The organism is Actinomadura macra NBRC 14102 (assembly GCF_001552215.1).
Classification (GTDB): domain Bacteria; phylum Actinomycetota; class Actinomycetes; order Streptosporangiales; family Streptosporangiaceae; genus Spirillospora; species Spirillospora macra.
In genome coordinates this window covers 128,551-147,572 of record NZ_BCQT01000002.1, presented here as the reverse complement: position 1 = coordinate 147,572, position 19,022 = coordinate 128,551, and the positions used below count along the sequence as shown (strand labels likewise).

Annotated in this window: 18 protein-coding genes, 1 other RNA gene and 1 pseudogene; 10 read left to right on the top strand and 10 right to left on the bottom strand. The window is 69.1% G+C overall.

The window, feature by feature from the left end:
* Positions 1-39 precede the first annotated feature (39 nt).
* Positions 40-585: an RBBP9/YdeN family alpha/beta hydrolase gene (locus tag AMA02S_RS01870; RefSeq protein ID WP_067450514.1), complete on the bottom strand. Its 546-nt coding sequence runs from the start codon at positions 583-585 to the stop codon at positions 40-42.
* 248 nt (positions 586-833) lie between these two features.
* Between AMA02S_RS01870 and AMA02S_RS01865 the strand changes: the two genes are divergently transcribed.
* Positions 834-1,748, top strand: a complete 915-nt coding sequence (locus AMA02S_RS01865; RefSeq protein ID WP_067451479.1) for an LLM class flavin-dependent oxidoreductase — start codon at positions 834-836, stop codon at positions 1,746-1,748.
* 32 nt (positions 1,749-1,780) lie between these two features.
* Here the strand turns inward: AMA02S_RS01865 and AMA02S_RS01860 are convergent, their stop codons facing one another.
* On the bottom strand, positions 1,781-3,592 hold the full coding sequence (locus AMA02S_RS01860; RefSeq protein ID WP_067450511.1) for a serine/threonine-protein kinase: 1,812 nt from the start codon (positions 3,590-3,592) through the stop codon (positions 1,781-1,783).
* A gap of 806 nt (positions 3,593-4,398) precedes the next feature.
* On the opposite strand from AMA02S_RS01860, the gene AMA02S_RS01855 reads away from it, so the two are divergent.
* Positions 4,399-5,115 carry a hypothetical protein gene (locus AMA02S_RS01855; protein WP_067450508.1) on the top strand — a complete coding sequence of 239 codons (717 nt, stop codon included), beginning with the start codon at positions 4,399-4,401 and terminating at the stop codon, positions 5,113-5,115.
* Between the two features lie 198 nt (positions 5,116-5,313).
* Here the strand turns inward: AMA02S_RS01855 and AMA02S_RS01850 are convergent, their stop codons facing one another.
* From AMA02S_RS01850 to AMA02S_RS01845, 3 genes are all read right to left on the bottom strand, one after another.
* Positions 5,314-5,496: a DUF397 domain-containing protein gene (locus tag AMA02S_RS01850; protein WP_067450505.1), complete on the bottom strand. Its 183-nt coding sequence runs from the start codon at positions 5,494-5,496 to the stop codon at positions 5,314-5,316.
* Positions 5,497-5,568: 72 nt separating this feature from the next.
* On the bottom strand, positions 5,569-5,751 hold the full coding sequence (locus tag AMA02S_RS39785; protein WP_084264433.1) for a DUF397 domain-containing protein: 183 nt from the start codon (positions 5,749-5,751) through the stop codon (positions 5,569-5,571).
* The gene (locus tag AMA02S_RS01845; RefSeq protein ID WP_245667309.1) at positions 5,742-6,293 is read right to left on the bottom strand and encodes a DUF5753 domain-containing protein; all 552 of its coding nucleotides are present in this window, start codon (positions 6,291-6,293) and stop codon (positions 5,742-5,744) included. Before AMA02S_RS01845 ends, AMA02S_RS39785 begins: the two co-directional genes overlap by 10 nt.
* A 411-nt stretch (positions 6,294-6,704) precedes the next feature.
* Between AMA02S_RS01845 and AMA02S_RS01840 the strand changes: the two genes are divergently transcribed.
* From AMA02S_RS01840 to AMA02S_RS01810, 7 genes and pseudogenes are all read left to right on the top strand, one after another.
* Positions 6,705-7,100 carry an ATP-binding protein gene (locus AMA02S_RS01840; RefSeq protein WP_067450500.1) on the top strand — a complete coding sequence of 132 codons (396 nt, stop codon included), beginning with the start codon at positions 6,705-6,707 and terminating at the stop codon, positions 7,098-7,100.
* A complete protein-coding gene (locus AMA02S_RS01835) occupies positions 7,082-7,447 on the top strand; it encodes a hypothetical protein (protein WP_067450497.1) in 366 nt (121 codons plus the stop codon). Before AMA02S_RS01840 ends, AMA02S_RS01835 begins: the two co-directional genes overlap by 19 nt.
* Positions 7,448-7,627: 180 nt before the next feature.
* An RNA gene (gene ffs, locus AMA02S_RS01830) (signal recognition particle sRNA small type) lies at positions 7,628-7,723 on the top strand.
* Positions 7,724-7,763: 40 nt separating this feature from the next.
* The gene (locus AMA02S_RS01825; protein WP_067450494.1) at positions 7,764-10,064 is read left to right on the top strand and encodes a DNA polymerase III subunit gamma and tau; all 2,301 of its coding nucleotides are present in this window, start codon (positions 7,764-7,766) and stop codon (positions 10,062-10,064) included.
* Between the two features lie 134 nt (positions 10,065-10,198).
* Positions 10,199-10,579 (top strand): annotated as a pseudogene (locus AMA02S_RS01820) (YbaB/EbfC family nucleoid-associated protein); the annotation flags it as partial.
* A gap of 194 nt (positions 10,580-10,773) precedes the next feature.
* On the top strand, positions 10,774-11,373 hold the full coding sequence (gene recR, locus AMA02S_RS01815) for a recombination mediator RecR (RefSeq protein ID WP_067450491.1): 600 nt from the start codon (positions 10,774-10,776) through the stop codon (positions 11,371-11,373).
* Positions 11,366-11,911: a DUF5063 domain-containing protein gene (locus AMA02S_RS01810; RefSeq protein ID WP_067450488.1), complete on the top strand. Its 546-nt coding sequence runs from the start codon at positions 11,366-11,368 to the stop codon at positions 11,909-11,911. Before recR ends, AMA02S_RS01810 begins: the two co-directional genes overlap by 8 nt.
* A gap of 172 nt (positions 11,912-12,083) precedes the next feature.
* On the opposite strand, the gene AMA02S_RS01805 is transcribed toward AMA02S_RS01810, so the two are convergent.
* The gene (locus AMA02S_RS01805) at positions 12,084-12,368 is read right to left on the bottom strand and encodes a hypothetical protein (RefSeq protein WP_067450485.1); all 285 of its coding nucleotides are present in this window, start codon (positions 12,366-12,368) and stop codon (positions 12,084-12,086) included.
* 320 nt (positions 12,369-12,688) lie between these two features.
* The gene (locus AMA02S_RS01800; protein ID WP_067450483.1) at positions 12,689-13,186 is read right to left on the bottom strand and encodes a winged helix-turn-helix transcriptional regulator; all 498 of its coding nucleotides are present in this window, start codon (positions 13,184-13,186) and stop codon (positions 12,689-12,691) included.
* A gap of 87 nt (positions 13,187-13,273) precedes the next feature.
* On the opposite strand from AMA02S_RS01800, the gene AMA02S_RS01795 reads away from it, so the two are divergent.
* On the top strand, positions 13,274-14,722 hold the full coding sequence (locus AMA02S_RS01795; RefSeq protein ID WP_067450480.1) for an MFS transporter: 1,449 nt from the start codon (positions 13,274-13,276) through the stop codon (positions 14,720-14,722).
* Between the two features lie 81 nt (positions 14,723-14,803).
* On the opposite strand, the gene AMA02S_RS01790 is transcribed toward AMA02S_RS01795, so the two are convergent.
* Genes AMA02S_RS01790 through AMA02S_RS01780 form a run of 3 tightly spaced genes read right to left on the bottom strand, consistent with a single transcriptional unit; the run spans position 14,804 to position 18,980 of the window.
* The gene (locus AMA02S_RS01790) at positions 14,804-16,261 is read right to left on the bottom strand and encodes a cystathionine beta-synthase (protein ID WP_067450477.1); all 1,458 of its coding nucleotides are present in this window, start codon (positions 16,259-16,261) and stop codon (positions 14,804-14,806) included.
* 11 nt (positions 16,262-16,272) lie between these two features.
* On the bottom strand, positions 16,273-17,685 hold the full coding sequence (locus tag AMA02S_RS01785; RefSeq protein ID WP_067450474.1) for an MFS transporter: 1,413 nt from the start codon (positions 17,683-17,685) through the stop codon (positions 16,273-16,275).
* Positions 17,682-18,980, bottom strand: a complete 1,299-nt coding sequence (locus AMA02S_RS01780; RefSeq protein ID WP_067450471.1) for an ATP-grasp domain-containing protein — start codon at positions 18,978-18,980, stop codon at positions 17,682-17,684. The genes AMA02S_RS01785 and AMA02S_RS01780 overlap by 4 nt, the downstream gene beginning before the upstream one ends.
* Between the last annotated feature and the right edge of the window lie 42 nt (positions 18,981-19,022).

Genomic DNA, 19,022 nt, shown 5'->3' with positions numbered 1-19,022 from the left:
GTCAACGACAAAGGCGCGAGGGCACGCGCCCGGCACAGGCTAAGCGGCTCCCAAAGCATCGTGACCGAGCAGGTCACTCAGAAGCCGTTCACCTTCGGGCCAAGGGCCGTACCCTCCGCCGACGGTCAGATGTCCGACCTCGCCCGCATCGACGAGACGCGCACCCCAAGCGTCCGCGAACGAAAGCGCGCGCCCAAGCGTCATCCAATGGTCGTTCTGGCTGGCGACCACGACGGACGCGAAGGGGAAGGCCGTGCGGGGAATCGGATCGAATCCCACGATCTCCGCGGTGACGTTGTGTTCCACGTCCGCTGGCGTGACCAGCAACGCGGCGCGCACCGGCCGTGGGGGACGGTCGGCGACCCAGTGCGCCACGGTCAGGCAACCAAGACTGTGTGCGACGAGCACGGGCGGTTCGACACAGCGCGCGATGGCCTCGTCCAGCCGAGCGACCCACCGGTCACGCTCGGCGAGCCGCCAGTCATCTTGGTCCACCCGGACGGATCCCGGTAGCCGCCGCGCCCACAACTCCTGCCAATCCCCAGGATCCGGGCCCAGCCACCCATCCACGAACAAGATCGTCATGTTTCCAGTGTGCGGCAACCCGGTCATCCCGGCGGCCCCGTCCGCAGCTCGACCACTCGCAGAGAAATGCCGGAGGCGTCCGCTCCGCCTTCCATGAGCAGTCGTGCCCGCTCGCTCGCCGAGCTCGCCGGCACGTCCCGACCTGTTCGCGTACTGGCGCTGGATCCGCGTCTCTTCGAACCTGAGTGACAGGGGCCGACCGACGGGAGAGTCTGAGCCATGACAGCTCCCACGCCTTGGAGGTCGTGATGCGTGCAGGAATCGTGGTCGCCGCTCAACCTGGTGTGGAAGACCTCGCTGTCCAAGCGGAGGGCCTGGGTCTGCACAGTTTCTGGGTCAACGACACCCCGATGCTTCACGGCGATCCGTTCGTCACCTTAGCCCTGTGCGCGAAGGCGACCAGGCGCATCAAGCTCGGCATCGGCGTGACCTCACCGGCGCTGCGCTCGGCCCCGGCCGCCGCGAGCGGGCTGGCCAGCCTGAACGCCCTGGCACCGGGCCGGATCATCTGCGGGGTCGGCACCGGGAACACCGGGGCGCACGTGAACACCACCGACCCGATCGAGTTCGTCGTGGCCGCGCTGCTCGGGCCCAAGGCGGCCGCCGTCGCCGGCCGCCGCGGCACCGGCCTGATCTCCTACGGCCTCCTGGACCCCGCCGGCTGGCAAGCGCTACACGACGCCCGCCGCGGCGCCGCCGGAGCACTCGACACCCGTCCGGACTCCTACCTGACCGCCCCCCTGTACGTGCTCGACGCCGACGAGGATCCCCACGGCGACGCGGTCCGGGACGCGACCGGCCACGCCGTCCTGTCGCTGCTGGCCTTCGCCGCCGACACCGCCGCCGACGCGAACGCCTTCGTCGAGCGACTCGGCTCCGAGGAACGCGAGGCCGTGCAGCGGCTCCTCGGCCGGCGCGGCACCACCGCCGCCGCACCCGACCGGCACACCAAGCTCTATTCCAACTACCTCGGACGCATCCCACCGCAGGACCGGGACCTCATCCTGCCGTCGCTGATGAACGCCCTGGCCCTGGTCGGCACCCGGGACGACCTCCTCACCCGCATCGCCACCCTGGAACAGGCCGGCGTCGACGAACTCCTCATCCAGCCGGTGGTCGACCCATCCACCGAGATGGCCCAGCTCGCGAAACTCCTCATGTGAACAGGCCCACCAGATGGCGGCCACGTCATCGTTCAGATGCGGGGTAGCTTGGCGGCGGCGGCCTCGGCGATGTCGCTGGCCACGCGGCATCGTTGATCGGCGTTCCCCCCGGGTATCCCCAGGATCACGATGAGCAGCAGCTCTGTCTTCTCGCTCTTGCTCACGGTGTAACGGCGATGCACCACCCGCACGAGGCACGAGCCAGGCCCGTATCCGTTCGGCTGAACGAAGGCATCATGCCCGCCGAGCCTTGTCGGACGGCCGTCCTCCGCACTCGGTTGAACGTATTGATCGGGGAGGACAAGGAGCCGGTCATGGCTGGTCGTGCTCTTCCAGTCGCATTCCCAGTTGCCGAAGCGGGCAATGGGATGCAGTGCGTCCACGCCGGGGAACCGGGAGAGACCTTCGGCGTCCAGCAACGCGCAGGCGTCCGACCAGAACAGTGACGCGCTCACGGGACGTGTGGTCCGCCGCGGGAGGGGACCGCGCGAGAGCACCGCGACCGCACTCCTGACACCGGTCTCGGCGATCGCGCAGAGGTCGACCGAGCCCTTTGCGTTGAACTCTGCGCCGATGTCCACATACCCGCTGTCGCCGAGCAGCAGTATCCGATGGCACTGGTCGTCCGCGCCCGGCTCATGCCAGACCTTGATTCCGCCCACATCATCGATCCGCCCAGGCGTCTTCATGGGGGGATCGCGACTAATGAGCTCCGCTTTGACGTCCACCTCGCCGCCGTCCCGTGGATACACCAGAACATCGCACCGTGCGAAGCCGCCGTAGGCGGGGTCCAGATTGGTGGAACCGAACCGGGCGAGCTGAGTCTGGTCCTGGAGGGCACAGGGGTCGGCCGTGTGCGGATCACCGAGGATCGACGACGTAACCTTCCTGGTCGTTCGCGGTGTAGCCGCTGGCCCAGATGACGGATCGATGACTATCCAAGCCCCGGCCGCCAGTGTGACCGCGATGACACACGCGACAACGGCGGCCGGGCGCGTAGAGGGCCATCGGCGCGCCGACCGGATCGGCAGAGAACGGACGCGCCGCCGCTTCGAGGACGGGCTCGAAGCGGCGTCAAGCAGTTGACGGGTTGCTGCGGCGTCGGGACGCAGGCGCGGTTCACGCCGCATCAGCGCCGACATCACCGGCGCCAGTTCGCCGCCCCGTTCGGACTTGGCAACGCGGCATTCGGCGGCTTGCCTGAGCATTCCGAACAGGTTGCCCGCCGGACCGTACGGGGATCCGCCCTCAACCGCAGCGAACAACGTGGCACCAAGGGAGAAGACATCAGAGGCCGATGTGGGCTTCGCTCCTCTGGCCACCTCGGGCGCAATGTACGCCGGGGTACCTGCGATCAGAACACCGGTGTCGGTGAACGTCACCTCGCCGTGCATGAACCGTGAGATGCCGAAATCACCGAGCTTGGCCCGGCCGTCCACCGTGACGAGCACGTTGCCGGGCTTGACGTCGCCATGGACGATACCGGCGCCGTGCACCGCCTCCAGCGCCGCCGCGACGTCGGCGCCGAGCCGAGCCGCCCGCTCGGGGGAGAGAACGCCACGGTCGGCCAGGCTGCGCGCGGCCACGTACTCCATGACCAGCCACCACTCGCCGTCCTCCTCGACCACGTCGTACAGCGTGATGACGTGGGGATGGTTCAGACGCGCCAAGATCTTGGCCTCGCGGCGCAGATGCCGGATCCGCTCGGGGTCGCTCTTGCCGTCGACGGGGAGCGCACGTTTGATCGCGACGACCCGGCCCAATGCCTCATCGACCGCCCGCCAGACCGTCCCGCCGCCGCCCGCGCCGACCCGCTGTTCCAATCGGTAGCGACCGGCGAGCACTTGGCCAGATTCCACACGTCCCCCCGCATGATCTAAGAGTTACATGTCACTTACAATCCGCAAACATGAGCACTGTACGGGACGAGGTCGTGACTCTCAGGTGTGTTCGCAAACCTCAGAACGAGCGCGGGGCAATTCCGGCAGAGCCTGCCTTCAACCCCATTCAGCCAGGTGAGGCGGAGTGCCCAGGGCGGTCACAGCACTCCGACCGAACGGCTCTCCGCGTTGCGCGAACGGCAACTCCCTGATCACCGGCTGGAGAAGCCGAGGGACGCGCGGCGAGAGATGGACGGAGAGCCTGCCTTGGTGGATCGTGGCCTCCACCTGCCATGATTCGGACATGTTCATTGTTTCGGTGACCTACACAGCGCCGCTGGACGAGGTCGCCCCCTGGCGGCCAGCTCATGGAGATTGGCTGAAGGACCTTATTTCCACGCGGCGGTTTCTTGTGGCCGGGCGCCAGGTCCCCTGGTCGGCGGTGTGTATATCGCTTCTGACATGTCCGTCGAGGAGCTCAACCACATCCTTGCCACCGACCCTATGTCCTCAACAACGTCGCTGCTCACAGCGTCACCGAGTTCACGCCTTTGCTGGTTGCAACCGGGTTGGAGAGCCTGCAAGGTACGGCCATGTCGTAGATCGCCCCCTCAGCTCAGGGTGGCCGGGTAGTTAAGTGCGGTGGACGAGGGGTTGCTGCGAACGTGGCTGGTGACCGACGCGAGTTCGACGCATTTGCCACCAGTGACTGGAGCTAGGCGGCATCCAATTCAGGAGTTGTCCCGGTGAGATTCAGAGATACTTCTCGTATGCGCAGCCGTGCCATCGTCGTGGTCTCCTGGCTGACGCTGGCGGGCTGTTCCGGGGGTGAGGCCGCCACACCCTCGGCGGGTCCCGCCACGACCGCGTCACCGGCCCCATCGTCCGCCACGTCGGCGCCGACATTCGGGACGACCGCGATTCCGACCGAACCGCTCCGGCTGACCGATGAGATGACCCGGCCTGGGGAGCGACTGCGGTTCGGCGAAAAGGCGATCGTGCCCGTCCGTGACTATTTCCCCCTGCTGAAGACCTACACCGAGGGCGTACTGGGCATCGTCGTGCAGCGCATACGGACGACCCCGGGTTCGAAGGTCCAGGGCAACTTCGACGACGACAGCAGGGCGGTACTGAAGCGCAACACCGCGTACTACGCCAAGATCACTATCACCAACGAGAGCGGCAACGCCTTCTCGCCGGGCACGCCGCGCTTCAACGGCGAGTTCGGCGACTTCGGTCCCGCCATCATCGTGTCCGGCGAGAAGCGGCTGCCGGGCTGCCGAGAAGGGCACCCACCCGATCCCGACGAGTTCGATCGCAAGGGCGCCGAATGGAAGACCTGCTTGCTCGCCGTGTCGTCACGTTCCCGCCCCATGACGCAAGTGCGGTACGATGACCCGCCGTACGGCAAGGAGATTCAGTTCGAACAAGACCCGTCACCGGACTTCAACAAACACTACGGCCTCGGGGCGCTCACCTGGTCCTAGAGACCGTGTCGATTTGCCTGATCAACGTCCCGGACGACAACTTGGCCGGTGACCGAAGCGAGTTCGACGCCACCAGTCCCACTGCGGTGACTGCTCTTGGGCTAGGTGGACAAGTTCAGCTCCATCGTTCTGACCGCACCCTTCGGATGAAGGCTAGTACCTGTTCAGGGGCGAGGGCTTGCGGCTGTTTGCAGGGGGTTAGCGCTTCAGTTCCGCGACGAGGGCTCCGAAGGCTTTGCGTTGGACGATCAGCTTTGGCCCGTCCGGGTCCTGGGAATCGCGAATACCGATGCCCTGGGGAAGAACCGCCAACTCCACACACTCTCCTCCGGTTGAGGTGCTGCGGGCGGCCTTTCGCCAGGTGATGGCGTTCGCGTCCATCGTTACCTGTCCTAACTCGATCAACACTCAAGTTGCGCTGTGGAGGGTGAGGGCTTGGCGTTTCTGGGGGTGTCAGCGCTTGAGAGCAGTCAACAGTGCGGCGAACTCATGGCGTGCGATGGCGAGCTTGGGGCCATGGGGGTTCTTGCTGTCGCGGATGGCGACGGCCCCGGGAGTCGACGCTAGTTCGACGCACTCTCCTCCGTTCGAGGCACTATGCGATGCCTTGCGCCAGCGAAGATCATTCAAGTCCATCGTTCCTTCACCGTTCTACGGATAAGGTCGGCCGACTGGCCGACAGGTAGTGCTAAAGATCGTATCTCTCGGAGCGCGCGACGCACCTCGGAAATGTCTTCGATCTCACCCATCGTGAATCCACGTGCGACGGTCTCCACGTAGGTGACTTCCGTGAGATCTTCCAACGTCGCGCAAGTAAAGGACCCGACGTTGCCGATGTGCTCGCCGCTGATGGGAACCACCTGCACGGTGACCCGGTCTGTGGGCGGCTGCAACAGATGTTCCAACTGCTCCCTCATCACCTCCTGACCACCGACCTCGCGATAGAGGACGCCCTCATCCATCAGGAACGTGCAGTCTGGTGGATCCTCACGGGCGAGGATCTCCTGACGCTTGATCCTCGCTTCGACGGCTTCGTTGTTCCCGTGGAGCAAGGCAGACGCGTAGCCGGGCGTCTGTAGCAGTCCGTGTACGAGCATGGTCTGCCGGTTCTCCAGTGCCATAGCACTGCCCTCTACCGGAACCCAGTCGAACCAGGTGGGCAAGGCGGTGCCCTTCACCAGGTCCTCCCATAGCTCCACGAGGGCACCCCTCCGCGCCAAGCTCGCGGTCCATGGTCTCGGCAAACTCAAGGGTGCAGCGCGTGCGCCCTGTCTCGACCCATGCCGATGTACTGGGGTGTCACTCCCTGCCCGTCGTTGGCACGCTTCGCGGCACTCTCTTGCGACCAGCCCTTGGCTTCCCGGTACTTGCGAAGCCTGCGGCCGTAGGCAAGCAGAGTCGGGCTCACCTTCGCCTTGGTGCGTCGCGCCGACATGACTTCATCGTCCCTCAACCGGCCCTCAACTGGCCAGCAAGTCAAGGGAACTGACCAACACCAACTTGTCAGGCTTCACCTGCACTTTGTGACGCTGTGCATCCAATTGGTGGCTCAATAGGAGCCGATCAACCGGAGACGTTAGGTCGCAGCCATGCCAGCAACATCAGTCGCCCCAGAGGTCCCGCTTCCGCTCGTCCTTGATGCCACTGATCGGGCGCCGGGGTTGGCGCGGCGGTTCCTGGTCGAGCGGTTCCGGGAGTGGGGGATCGCCGACGACAGTGACGGGCGGCTCGTGGTGTGCGAGCTGGTCACGAACAGCTTCCTGCACGGGGAGGGTCCGATCGTCGTGCGGGTCTTTCGCGATGAGCGGGACGGTCGTCCGGTCGTGGAGGTATGGGACGGCGGCCCCGCACGACCGGTGATCCGGCCCGAGAGCCCCGGCGCGACGTCCGGGCGGGGGCTTCGGCTCGTGGCGGAGGTCGTGGAGGCGTGGGGCGTCCGTCCACTCAACGAAGGAGGGAAGGTCACATGGGCGAAGCTTCGCTGACGGGCTGCCGGGTGCGGCGGATGATCCGCCTTCGCTACCTGAAATGGCGCACCGAGTGGCACCGCGAGACCGTCCTGGGGCACCTGGACACGCTCGCTCTCGCGCTGGAGCGGCAAGGGTGGCGGTGTGTGAAGACGTACCACCCCGATCTGATCCCGGTCCGTGTCCCTCTACTGCGGGTCTACGGCGCCGAAATCGCCACGACCCTGTGCGTCATGGCCATGCCCGACGGCCGGTGGGGGTTCCACGAGGCCGCGCGTGGACGCGCCGGGCTCCTGTGCCACTGCGGCGACGTCGCGCAGGCGGTGCAGGTCGTTGACCGGCTTCTCCGGGACCGATCGCGATAGCCACCAGAGGGGGTCGTCTCACGGTGAGGTGGGACGGGCGGACCCTCTCGTTCCCGCCCCCGCCTCCCTCATCCGCCCGGACGGAGGGAGGCGGGGGCCTTCGCTTCTGGCGGGCGCGGTCTTGCGGCGTGGGTGTGTGGTTGCGGCCGATTCTGGGGTGCGGATGCCATAGACTCTGAGGCAGACCCCTCGCATGGCGTCACCCTGTGAACCTCCCCAGGGCCGGAAGGCAGCAAGGATAAGCAGGCTCTGGCGGGTGTGCGGGGGGTCCTTTTCGCTTCTGACGCTCTGCTTCTCGAGGGAGGGCGGACCCCCGATGAGTCTGGCTCTGTACCGCAAGTACCGGCCAGCGACGTTCGCCGAGCTGAAGGGGCAGGAGCACGTCGCCGAGCCCCTGCAGCAGGCGCTGCGCAACGGCCGGATCAACCATGCGTACCTGTTCAGCGGTCCGCGCGGCTGCGGCAAGACGTCCAGCGCCCGTATCCTCGCCCGCTCGCTCAACTGCGAGGAAGGGCCGACTCCCGACCCGTGCGGCAAATGCGACTCGTGTGTCGCGCTCGGCCCGTCGGGGACCGGGCACATCGACGTCATCGAGATCGACGCGGCCTCGCACGGAGGTGTGGACGATGCTCGTGACCTACGCGAACGTGCGTTCTTCGCGCCGGTCTCGGCGCGCTTCAAGGTGTACATCATCGACGAGGCGCACATGGTCACCCGCGAGGGCTTCAACGCGCTGCTGAAGCTCGTCGAGGAGCCTCCGCCGCACCTGAAGTTCGTCTTCGCGACCACCGAGCCGGAGAAGGTCATCGGGACGATCCGGTCCCGAACCCACCACTACCCGTTCCGGCTGATCCCGCCCGGTGTCCTGCAAGAGCTGGTCGAGGAGATCCTGAAGTCCGAGGACGTCCCCTACGAGGCTTCGGCGCTGCCCCTGGCCGTCCGGGCAGGCGCGGGTTCCGCCCGCGACACGCTGTCGATCCTGGACCAGCTCCTCGCCGGGTCGGACGAGCAGGGCATCACCTACACGCGGGCCGTCTCGCTGCTCGGCTACACCGATTCCGCGCTGCTGGACGAGGTGATCGCCGCCTTCGCCGCCAGGGACGGCGCCGCCGTGTTCGCCGCGATCGACCGGGTCGTCGAGAGCGGTCAGGATCCGCGCAGATTCACCGCGGACCTGCTGGAGCGCGTCCGCGACCTGGTGATCCTGTCGAACGTTCCAGAGGCGGGCGGGACGGGGCTGCTGAACGTTCCGACGGACGAGCTGGAACAGATGCGGCGGCAGGCCGCGTCCATGGGACCCGGCGAGCTGACACGCGCGGCGGACCTGCTGCACACCGGGCTGACGGAGATGCGCGGCGCCACGTCCCCGCGGCTGCTGCTGGAACTCATCAGCGCGCGGATCCTCCTGCCAGCGGCCTACGAGGACGAGGCGTCCATGTTCGCTCGCCTCGACCGGCTGGAACGCCAAGCCACCCAGGGCGGTCTCGGCGGCGGCGGTGGCGGTATGGCCCCTGCCTTCCAGCAGGCGCCGCCTGCACCGGCCGCCCCGCCGCCCGCCCCGCCGCCCGTCGCGTCGAGGGCGCCTGCGGCATCGGCCCCGCCCGCTGAGGCCGGGCAGCGGCAAAACACCGCTGCTTCAGGGGGGCAGCAGGAGCAAAGGCCAGCGGAACAACCCCCGCCCGCCCAGGGGGGCGACCCCACTTCCAGTGTCAACCGTCCCGGGGCGTCTTCGGAAGCGGAACGCGGTTCTGTGGATAACCGCTCGGCTGGTGGGCCGGGCGGCGCATCGCGCCAAGCCGCCGCGTCGCCTGCCGCCGCGTCGGCTGCCCCCTCTGCGCACCCTTCCCCCGCCGCGCCGTCTGCCGCCGCACACTCCGCCCCCGCGGCCGCCGCTTCTGCCGCAACCGCCTCCGCCCCTGCCGCCTCTGGCGGAGGGATGGACGTGGCCACCATCCAGCAGTACTGGCCGGACATCGTCGAGGCGGTTAAGCAGAAGAGCCGCGCCACCTGGATGGTGATCATGTCCGGGGTGCGGCCCGTCTCGCTCGAAGGGCGGATCCTGACCCTCTCGTTCGACGCCGAGGGATCTCGGCTCGGCTTCGTCAACGGTAACCGCGACGTGATCCTTCTTGAGGTGTTCAAGGAGCGTCTCGGTGTCGACTGGCGCATCGAGACCGTGGTCGGCGGCGCGCCCCCGGCGGGTGGACGGGGCGGCTCGAACCCCGGAGGCGCACCCCGTGGCGGCGGAGGTGGAGGGCAAGCCTCCCGTTCAGGGCCCGGCGGCGGGTTCGGGACGGCGTCCTCGTCCGGATTCGGGAGCGCGTCCGCCGCCCCCACCTCGCGGCCCCCGACGCCGTCCGCACAGCCCAGCGCGCCGCAGAGCCGGCCATCCGCGCCCAAGCCGGCGCAGTCGGCGGCCAGCCAGGACCCGGGGCCGCTGCCCCCGCCGCCGGACGAGCCTCCGCCACCCCCGGAACCCTCTCCCGTGGACGAGAGCGACGAGGTCGACCCCGAGGGCGACGCCGACGCCGAGGGCAACGAGGCGGAGATGAACGGGATGGCGCTCATCCAGCGCGAGCTGGGCGGACAGATCATCAAAGAGATCGACAACTCCTGAGCGGAGTCGGTGCACCGACTGCCCGGACGTACCGCATCCCGGGCGGAACCCGTAGTCTCGTGAGGACGGACGTCCGGTGATCGGCGGGTCGCCCATACCGAAGGCCCGGCGAGGGCCGGAACAAGGAGAGCACGGTGGAACCCGGTGGTCAGTTGAACATCCAGGAACTGCTCCAGCAGGCCCAGGCCGTCCAGGAGCAGCTCTTCACCGCGCAGCGCGAGCTCGCGGAGGCCGAGGTGAAGGGCACCGCGGGAGGCGGGCTCGTCACCGCGACGGTGAACGGTGAGGGCGAGGTCACGGGTCTGTCGATCGACCCGAAGGCCATCGATCCCGACGACCCGGCCGACACGGCCGAGACGATCGCCGACCTGGTGCTGGCCGCGATCCGTGACGCGTCCCGGGAGGCGCGCGAGCTCCAGCAGGAGAAGATGGGCCCGCTCACCGCGGGCCTCGGTGGTCTCGGCGGCGGCATGCCCGGCATCGGCGGTGGCGAGATGCCGCCCGGAATGCCCGGCGGGCTCCCCGGTGGCTTCCCCGGCCTCGGCGGCGGAACCGGCGGAACCGGTGGTGGCAGCGGTAGCGGTGGGTCCGGCGGAACGGGTGAAGCCGGTGGTGGCGGCGGGTCCGGCACCTGACCGGCCCGGTGGACGGGACGTACCGCGAACCGCCACCGTAGAAGGCAGTCGAACGCGACGAAAGGAAGGGTCCGTTGTACGAAGGGGTGGTTCAGAACCTCATCGACGAGCTGGGCAGGTTGCCCGGCGTCGGCCCCAAGAGCGCGCAGCGGATCGCCTTCCATCTCCTTTCCGCCGACCCTGCCGACGTCGAACGGCTGGGCAAGGCGCTCAAGGAGGTCAAGGACAAGGTCCGCTTCTGCAAGACGTGCGGGAACGTCGCAGAAGAAGAGGAATGCCGGATCTGTCGTGACGTCCGCCGCGACCCGCAGGTGATCTGCGTGGTGGAGGAGTCCAAGGACGTCGTCGCGATCGAGAAGACCCGCGAGTTCCGCGGCCGTTACCACGTGCTGGGCGGCGCGATCAGCCCGATCGAGGGCGTCGGCCCGGACGACCTGCGCATCCGCGAGCTGATGCAGCGCCTCGCGGACGGTACGGTGACCGAATTGATCCTTGCGACCGACCCGAACCTGGAGGGCGAGGCGACCGCCACGTATCTCGCCCGGTTGGTGAAGCCCATGGGCCTCACGGTCACCCGTCTGGCCAGCGGCCTGCCGGTGGGTGGCGACCTTGAATACGCCGACGAGGTGACGTTGGGCCGCGCATTCGAAGGACGGAGGCTGCTCGATGTCTGACACCAACAGCCCGCAGGACTGGAACGTCCTCGCCGAACACGTGGCGCGCCACGTGGACAACTACCTGAACGGGCTGGAGGCGGTCGCGCGGGGCGATGGCGGGACGCACACCGTCCCGCTGCTCCTGCTGGAGGTGTCGCAGGTCATCCTGGCCGGCGCGCAGCTCGGCGCCAGCGCTGACGTGATCCTGCCCGACAACTGGGAGCCCGAGGTCGGCGACGACCCGGACCTCGACGCCGTCCGCCAGGGCCTTGCCGAACGGCTCGCCGCGCTGGACGAGTACGTCGAGGTCTTCGACCCCTACAAGGACACCGAACCCACCGCCTATCGGCTGTCGGACGACCTGGTGGACGTGGCCAGCGATCTTGTCCATGGTCTGCGGCACTACCAGCAGGACCATGCGCTGGAGGCGCTCTGGTGGTGGCAGTACTCGTACTTCAACCACTGGGGCAACCACGCCGGCGCCGCGCTCCGAGCACTGCACGCCGTGGTCGCCAACGCCCGTTTGGACGTCGCCCAGGAAGCCGCCACGGCCTGATCTGAGCGGCCGTTCGATCCACCGGTCAGCTGATCGGGCGCCTGCGGTTCAGGGCGGCAACGGCGGTGCCTGGGACCGGCCGGTCTTCGTGCTCACCACCACCCCGACGACCGAGACGGTGCTGGCGCTGGCCCATCCTCGTCTAGGACGGGCCGCGCCAGCCGGGTTCCGTCTAAGAGGGGGTGGGGCTCGCCGGCGCGCCGAGCGTCCACGCGATCTGTTCGGCCGCCTTCTCGGCGTCCCGGTCGAGCTGACCGCCGTCCGCGCCGGACGTCCACACGTACAGTTCGACGTCCGCGTCCCAGACGATCAGCGCCGTCCGGTTCCGGTAGCCGACGCGCAGGCCGTCCGTGGGTGGCTGGGCGGACACCTGCGGGGCGCGGCGGCGCAGCGCGGCGTAGAGCGAGTCCAGCGGCCCGTACCTGCGGGCGGGTGGCAGCTCATCGAACGGGGGCATCGATTTCTCCTCGGCAGCTCTCGTCTCGGTCGGTGATCCGGCATGCCGGCCGTTTCACCGCGGGCCGCGACGTCCGCCGTCGTCGCGGGAGGCGAGAGCAGCACGGTGACCTGGGCGTACGCCCGGCCAGGTCGTGGCCTGAGCGCGGCTTGATCGCCGGTAGACGAGATGGACCGCAGCGCACCGTCCACCCCCGCCGTTACGTAGACGCTTTCCTCCGCTCCGGGGTGGTCCGCCGAAAACATCGGACGTAAAGCGGGGAGCTCCCCAGATTGTCTCGGATGCGCTGCCCGGCTTCCGGTCCGATCGCCTCCGGCCCGCTATCCGGTGCTGGGGGTCAGGGCCTCGCGGGCGATGGCGTCGCGCTCGGCGGCTTCCTGCTCGGCGGCCTTCTGCTCCGCCGCGATGCGGGTGTCGTAGGCCGCTCGGGCGGCGGCTATCGCGTTCTGGTGCGTTTCCGTCCAGACGACCAGAGAGCGGATCGTCTCGTGCAGGGTCGCGCCCATCGTCGTGAGGGCGTAGTCGACGCGCGGCGGGACGGTCGGGTGGACGGTGCGGCTCACGAGACCGTCGCGCTCCAGGTGCCGCAGCGTGCGGGTGAGCATCCGCTGGCTGATCCCGTCGATCCGGCGGCGCAGTTCGGTGAAGCGCAGCGAGCGCTGGTCGAGCAGCGCGATGACGAGCAGTGACCATTTGTCCGCGATGCGGTCGAGGATCTGCCGGACCTCGCAGTCATTGCGCGTGTCCCACTGGAGGACGTCCTCGTCCTGGGCGGTATCCCCGCAGTAACCGGGGGACTCGAAAGTGCCGTCTTCCATGCCTCATGGTGACCGACGATGCTGCCGGTAACAAGAGGGAACCGGCAGCCATCAGGGAAACCGGCCCTCAATGAGAGGAGTCGGCACATGTCCTCATCCGCGTCCGGCGGACGTGCCTGGGCGTCATTGCTCGTGCTGTGCGGCGCGGTGTTCCTGGAGGGGATCGACGTGGCGATGCTCAACATCGCGCTGCCGTCGATCAGGGCGGACCTGGGGCTGTCGACGGGGATGCTCAGCGGTGTCATCAGCGCCTACGTGCTCGGGTACGGCGGGTTCATGCTGCTGGGCGGGCGCGCCGCCGACCTGCTGGGCCGCCGCCGCGTCTTTCTCACCTGGCTGGTCGTCTTCCTGCTGTTCTCGGGGCTCGGCGGGTTCGCGACGGAGGGCTGGATGCTGCTGATCGCCCGGTTCGTCACCGGGGTCGCCTCGGCGTTCATGGCGCCCGCGGGCCTCGCGCTCGTCACGGCCATGTTCCCGGCCGGGCCCGCGCGGACCAGGGCGCTCGGGCTCTACGCGGGACTGGCCGCCGGCGGTTACTCGCTCGGCCTCGTCGCCGGCGGGCTGCTGACCGCGCTCGGCTGGCGCTGGGTGTTCTTCGCTCCGGTGATCCTCTCGGCGCTCATCCTGGCCGCGGCGATCCCGCTGGTCACGGAGCCGGACGGCGACTATCCGGGCGCCCGGGGCGGGTTCGATCTCGTCGGCGCGTTCAGCATCACCGGTGCGATGCTGCTGCTGGTGTACGGGGTCGTCCGGCTGGAGAGGCCCGGCGACGGAGCCGCGCTCACCGCGGGCGTCCTCACGGGCGGGCTGGCGCTCCTCGCGGCGTTCGTGGTGGTCGAGCGCAGGTCCACGAGCCCGCTCGTTCGGTTCGGCGTCTTCCGGTCGGCCACCCTGGTGCGGACGGACGTGAGCGCGCTGTTGTTCCTCGGCGCGTTCGCGGGGTTCCAGTTCCTGATGACGCTGTACTTCCAGGAACTGCGCGGCTGGACGACCTGGCAGACCGGCCTGGCCATGCTCGTCCTCGCCATCGACACCGTCCTCGCGCCGACCCTCACCCCGCGGTTGGTGCACCGCTACGGCAACGTTCGGGTCCTGTTCGCCGGGCTCGTCCTCGCGGCCATTGCGTACGGGTTGTTCCTGCCGCTCGGCCTGGACTGGGACTACGCCCTCATGCTCCCGATCATGACGCTGCTGGGGGCGGCCTTCACCTTGGCCTACGGGCCGCTGACGATGGCCGCCACCGAGGGCGTCCACGAAAGTGAGCACGGTCTGGCGGGTGGGCTGCTGTACACGGCGATCCAGTTCGGTACGGCGCTCGGGCTGTCGGCGGTGACCGCCGTTCAGGTCGCGGCGCTCGACGGCGGTGCCCTGGGCGACGGCGGGATCGGCGCGCTCCGGGCGGCGCTGGCCGTCCCCTTCGCCGCGGCGCTGCTCGCCGCCCTGGTCACCGCGTTCAGCCTCCGCGCCCGCGTCCTGGAGCCCGTCGCGCCGGTCCAGGCCCCCGCCACCGCCGCTGTTCAGGAGGCGAGCTCTTGATGATGACCTCCCTGGATGGGGCCATGGACCCGAAAGAGAGCAGGTGGCACACCGGGTCGCTCGGCTCTCCCGCGCGGTCGGTCAGTCCGGTGGGTGGCCGGTCGTGTCGCCGGAGGGCTCCGCGGCCGCCAGGTGGGCGAGCAGGTCCTGTGCGGTGATCAGGCCGATGGGCCTTCCGCCGTCGAGGACGAGCGCGGCGCCGTGCTGCTCCAGGAGGGCGGCCGCCTTCCCCACGGCCTCACCTGTTCCGACCATGGGGAAGGGGGACGCCATGTGGTTCTCGATCGGGGCGTCCGGGCTCGCCTCGTCGCGGATGAGGGCGTCGAGCAGGCCGCGCTCGCTGAGGGAGCCCACGACCTCGGCCGCCGCGAGCGGAGGCTCCGCCCGCAGCACCGGGAGCTGGGAGACGTCGTGCTCCCGCATGATCGAGACGGCGGTGCCGATGGTCTGGTGCGGCTGGACGTGGACGAAGCCGGCGAGGCTCCTTCGGCCGAGCGCGGCCTTGCGCGCCAGAACCTCGCCGACGCGGGCCTCCGACGACGCCGGGAACGCCGGGGAGCCCGGGGGTGCGGTCGGGAAACCGTAGGCGGCCATCCAGGCGTCGTCGAAGACCGTGGACAGGTAGCCGCGCCCGCCGTCGGGCAGCAGGACGACGATCACGTCGTCCGGTCCGGCGGTCGCGGCGACCTTGCGCGCCGCGACCACGGCCAGGCCGCCGGAACCCCCGACCAGCAGACCCTCCTCCCTGGCCAGGCGACGCGTGACGGCGAACGCCTCACCGTCGCTGACGGCGAGGATCTCGTCGCAGACGCCGGGGTCGAAGGCAGCCGGCCAGATGTCCTCGCCTACGCCCTCCACCAGGTAGGGCCGTCCGGTTCCGCCGGAGTAAACCGATCCTCGGGGATCGGCGCCGATCACCCGGACGCGCCCCCCGGAGATCTCCTTGAGGAAGCGGCCCGCGCCGGAGATGGTGCCACCTGTTCCGATTCCGGCGACGAAGTGGGTCACCTGGCCATCGGTCTGGGCCCAGATCTCTGGGCCGGTCGACTCGTAGTGCGACAGCGGGTTGTGCGGGTTGGAGTACTGGTCCGGTTTCCACGCACCTGGCGTCTGCCGGACGAGCTGGTCCGACACCGAATAGTAGGACGCGGGATGGTCGGGGGGCACCGAGGTCGGGCAGACGATGACCTCCGCGCCATAGGCGCGCAGGGTGCTGATCCTGTCGGCGGAGACCTTGTCCGGGCAGACGAAGAGGCACCGGTATCCGCGTTCCTGCGCCAGGATCGCCAGGCCGATCCCGGTATTGCCCGATGTCGCCTCGACGATGGTGCCGCCGGGCCGCAGATCCCCGGCGCGTTCGGCGGCGTCGACCATCCGGACGGCGATGCGGTCCTTCACCGACCCGCCCGGATTGAAGTACTCGACCTTCGCGGCGACGAGCGGCGCGTCCTCGGCTGGGCCTTCGACGCCGAGGACCTTGCGCAACCGCAGTAGTGGAGTGTCGCCGACCAATCCGACGAGCGAGTCGAAAACGTGCACCGCGGACCTCCTCAGCGAGTCGTTTCGGACTTCCCTGCCTGGACGCTCTTCTCTGCCTGGACGCTCCTGTTTGCCGGCACGGGCTTCTCTGCCTGCACGGTCGGTGCCGGTCCCGCGGCGGGGCCGACGGCGGGGGCGACCCGGGGCCGCCGATGGGTTCCGCGCACCCGCCGGTGAGCCCCGCGGACCCGCCGCCGTGCGGCCCCTTCCGCGGCGAGGGCGACGCAGCCGACCCCGGCGGCGAGCAGCAGGGCGAGGGTTCCGAAGTCGACCACGTCCGACAGCCCGCCCGTGAGCAGCGTGCAGAGAATCAGGAGCGCGGTCCCCGTCGCGTTGGTGAAACTCGTGAGGGCCACCAGGGAGGACGGGGGGCAGCGCTGGATGATCGTGGCCTGCGCCGTGGTGAAGATGAACTCGAAGACGAACATGTAGGCGAAGTAGAGGAGGTACAGGCCGGTCTTTCCGGGGGCCTGAGGGAGGAGGCCCATCCCGAGAGCGGCCAGAAGAACCCCCATCAGGTTCAGGTACCGGCCCGCGCCCGATCGACTGATGAGCACCGGGACGGCGACGGCCCCCAGGAAGATGGCGCTGCCGCTGACGATCTGGAGCTGCATCACCTCCGCGTCGTCCAAGCGCAGCAAACGGATCGGGATGATGGTGCGCGCCGTGTTGTGGAAGCCCTGCAAGATGCCGATCGCGAGGACGAGATAGATCGCCGCGAGCATCAGTTCCCGCCGGCCTCGCAGGGTCGTCCTGACGGTTCCCCAGACGCCGCCGGGCGCGCCCGGCGGCGCCTTCGGCGCCGAGACGCGCGGCAGCCAGAGGTAGCAGCAGGCCGAGACCACGAACGTCGCCGCGTCGATCGCGGCGGCCGTCGTCACGGACACCCGGGTGGCGAGGAGGGCCCCGAGGACTCCTCCTAGCGCGCCGCCGAGGTAGTAGGAGTTGTTGAAGGTGTAGGAGGCGAGCTTGAGGGCCTCACCCTCGAACAGCTGGCGCGTGTAGACGACGCGGGCGGTCTTCGTGATCGCCTCCAGCAGGCCGCGGAGCAGGAAGCAGGCCAGCAGCGCGACGGCCAACCCCTGCGCGAGCAGGACACCGATCGTCAGGGAGATCGCCGCGCCGCCGAGTTCGGCGGCCACGACCGTGCGCCGCAGCCGGGGCGTCTCGCAGCGGCGCTTCACGGTGTGGACCAGCACGACCGGGAGGATCCACTGGAAGGCGAACACGGCCGAGGCGCCGAGCCCGGACCCGTTCCGCGTCAGCAGTTCCGCCGAGACGGTGAGCAGGAGGAAGAACGTCCCGGTGGCGCTGACGAGCATCGCGCCCCACAGCACCAGGAACACCGGCGAGACGACGACCCGGATCCCGCCGGGGCGTCCGGCCCGCTCACCGGCCTCGGGCCGAGGGCCCCGCCGGTTCATCGCCGCGGCTCGAACGTCGCGATCGGTGGAAGGCGGATCCCCAGCAGGTCGCCGATCTCGGACGTGAGCCGCCCGCACGTGTCCTCGGCGGCACCGGGCGTCCCGGCGACGACACGGACCACTCCGTAGACGTCGAAATTGCCGTCCATCCGGCGAAGCCGCATGCCGGGCGTGATACTCGTCCAGCCCGAATGCAGCCGGGGACGGATGGCCTCGAACCAGTCGGCGGGCAGATCAGCGGATGCGGTGCCGTCCTCGGCCACCGCGAGGAACGAATGGCTGGCGCTGCGGCGCGCGGGAAAGGGAAGCGCCGGCCCGGCGCCTCCGGCGTGCAGGTCGACGAGCGTCTCGAAGAGGCCGTGGTCGGTTGCCGCACGCACGAGGTCGGGAATGGCGCCGCCCGCTATCCGGGGATTCACCTCGACGAGCCGGGGCCCGCGGTCGGTGAGGATGACCTCCACGTGGAAGACACCGAAGTCGAGCCCCAGCGCCTCGCACACCTGGACCGCATAGTCGGCGAGCCGCCGTTCGTCATCGGCGGCAAGGCCGCAGGGCACCGTTGACCCGAGTTCCAGGATCGGATTGTCGAGCCCGGTCTTGCGGCGCACGGTCACCAGCGGTGTGAGAGCGCCGCCGTCGCCGAGGACCTCGACGGAGAACAGCGGGCCGACGGCCATCTCCTCCACGATGAAACGATGGTCGATTTCCTCGGTCACCCCCTTTTCGAGGGAGCCGAAGCGGGTCGCGACCAGGGCGAAGTGTGCCTCGATGTCGGCGAGGGACCGCGCCACGGCCGTCAGTATCTTGCCGAATCCGCCCAGCGGCTTGACAACGACCGGAAAGCCGATGGACGAGGCCGCTTTCGTCGCGTCCGCGACTCCGGTGACCACCGCGGACCGCAGGCTCGGAATATGTCGGTCGCTGAGGATCCGCCTGCACATCCCCTTGTCCTTGGCCGCCTGGATGGCCTGCGGGGACGTTCCCTTGAGCCCGAGCCGCCGAGCCAGTTCGGCCGCGGGCAGGGCACATGTGTGCAGTGTGCTGAGCACGGCGTCGATGCCTTCCACATAGACCCCGGCCGCGCGCAGGGTATCCACCACCGCGCCGATGTCGTGCGGGTCCTCGATCTCGATGCAGCGGTCGGCGAGGCGGCGCGCGTCCCGGCGCTGCTCCGGAGACAGATAGAAGTCGTAGACGGGTGCGTACAGCAGTGTCGTCTTGTGGCCGGACGCCCTCGCGTACTCCAGTGCCTGAAGGCCGGGACCCGTCGTCGCGACGAAGATCAGGTTGCTCAATGCAGGTCCTTAGTCGATGCCAGTCCTTTGTCAGTGCCAGTC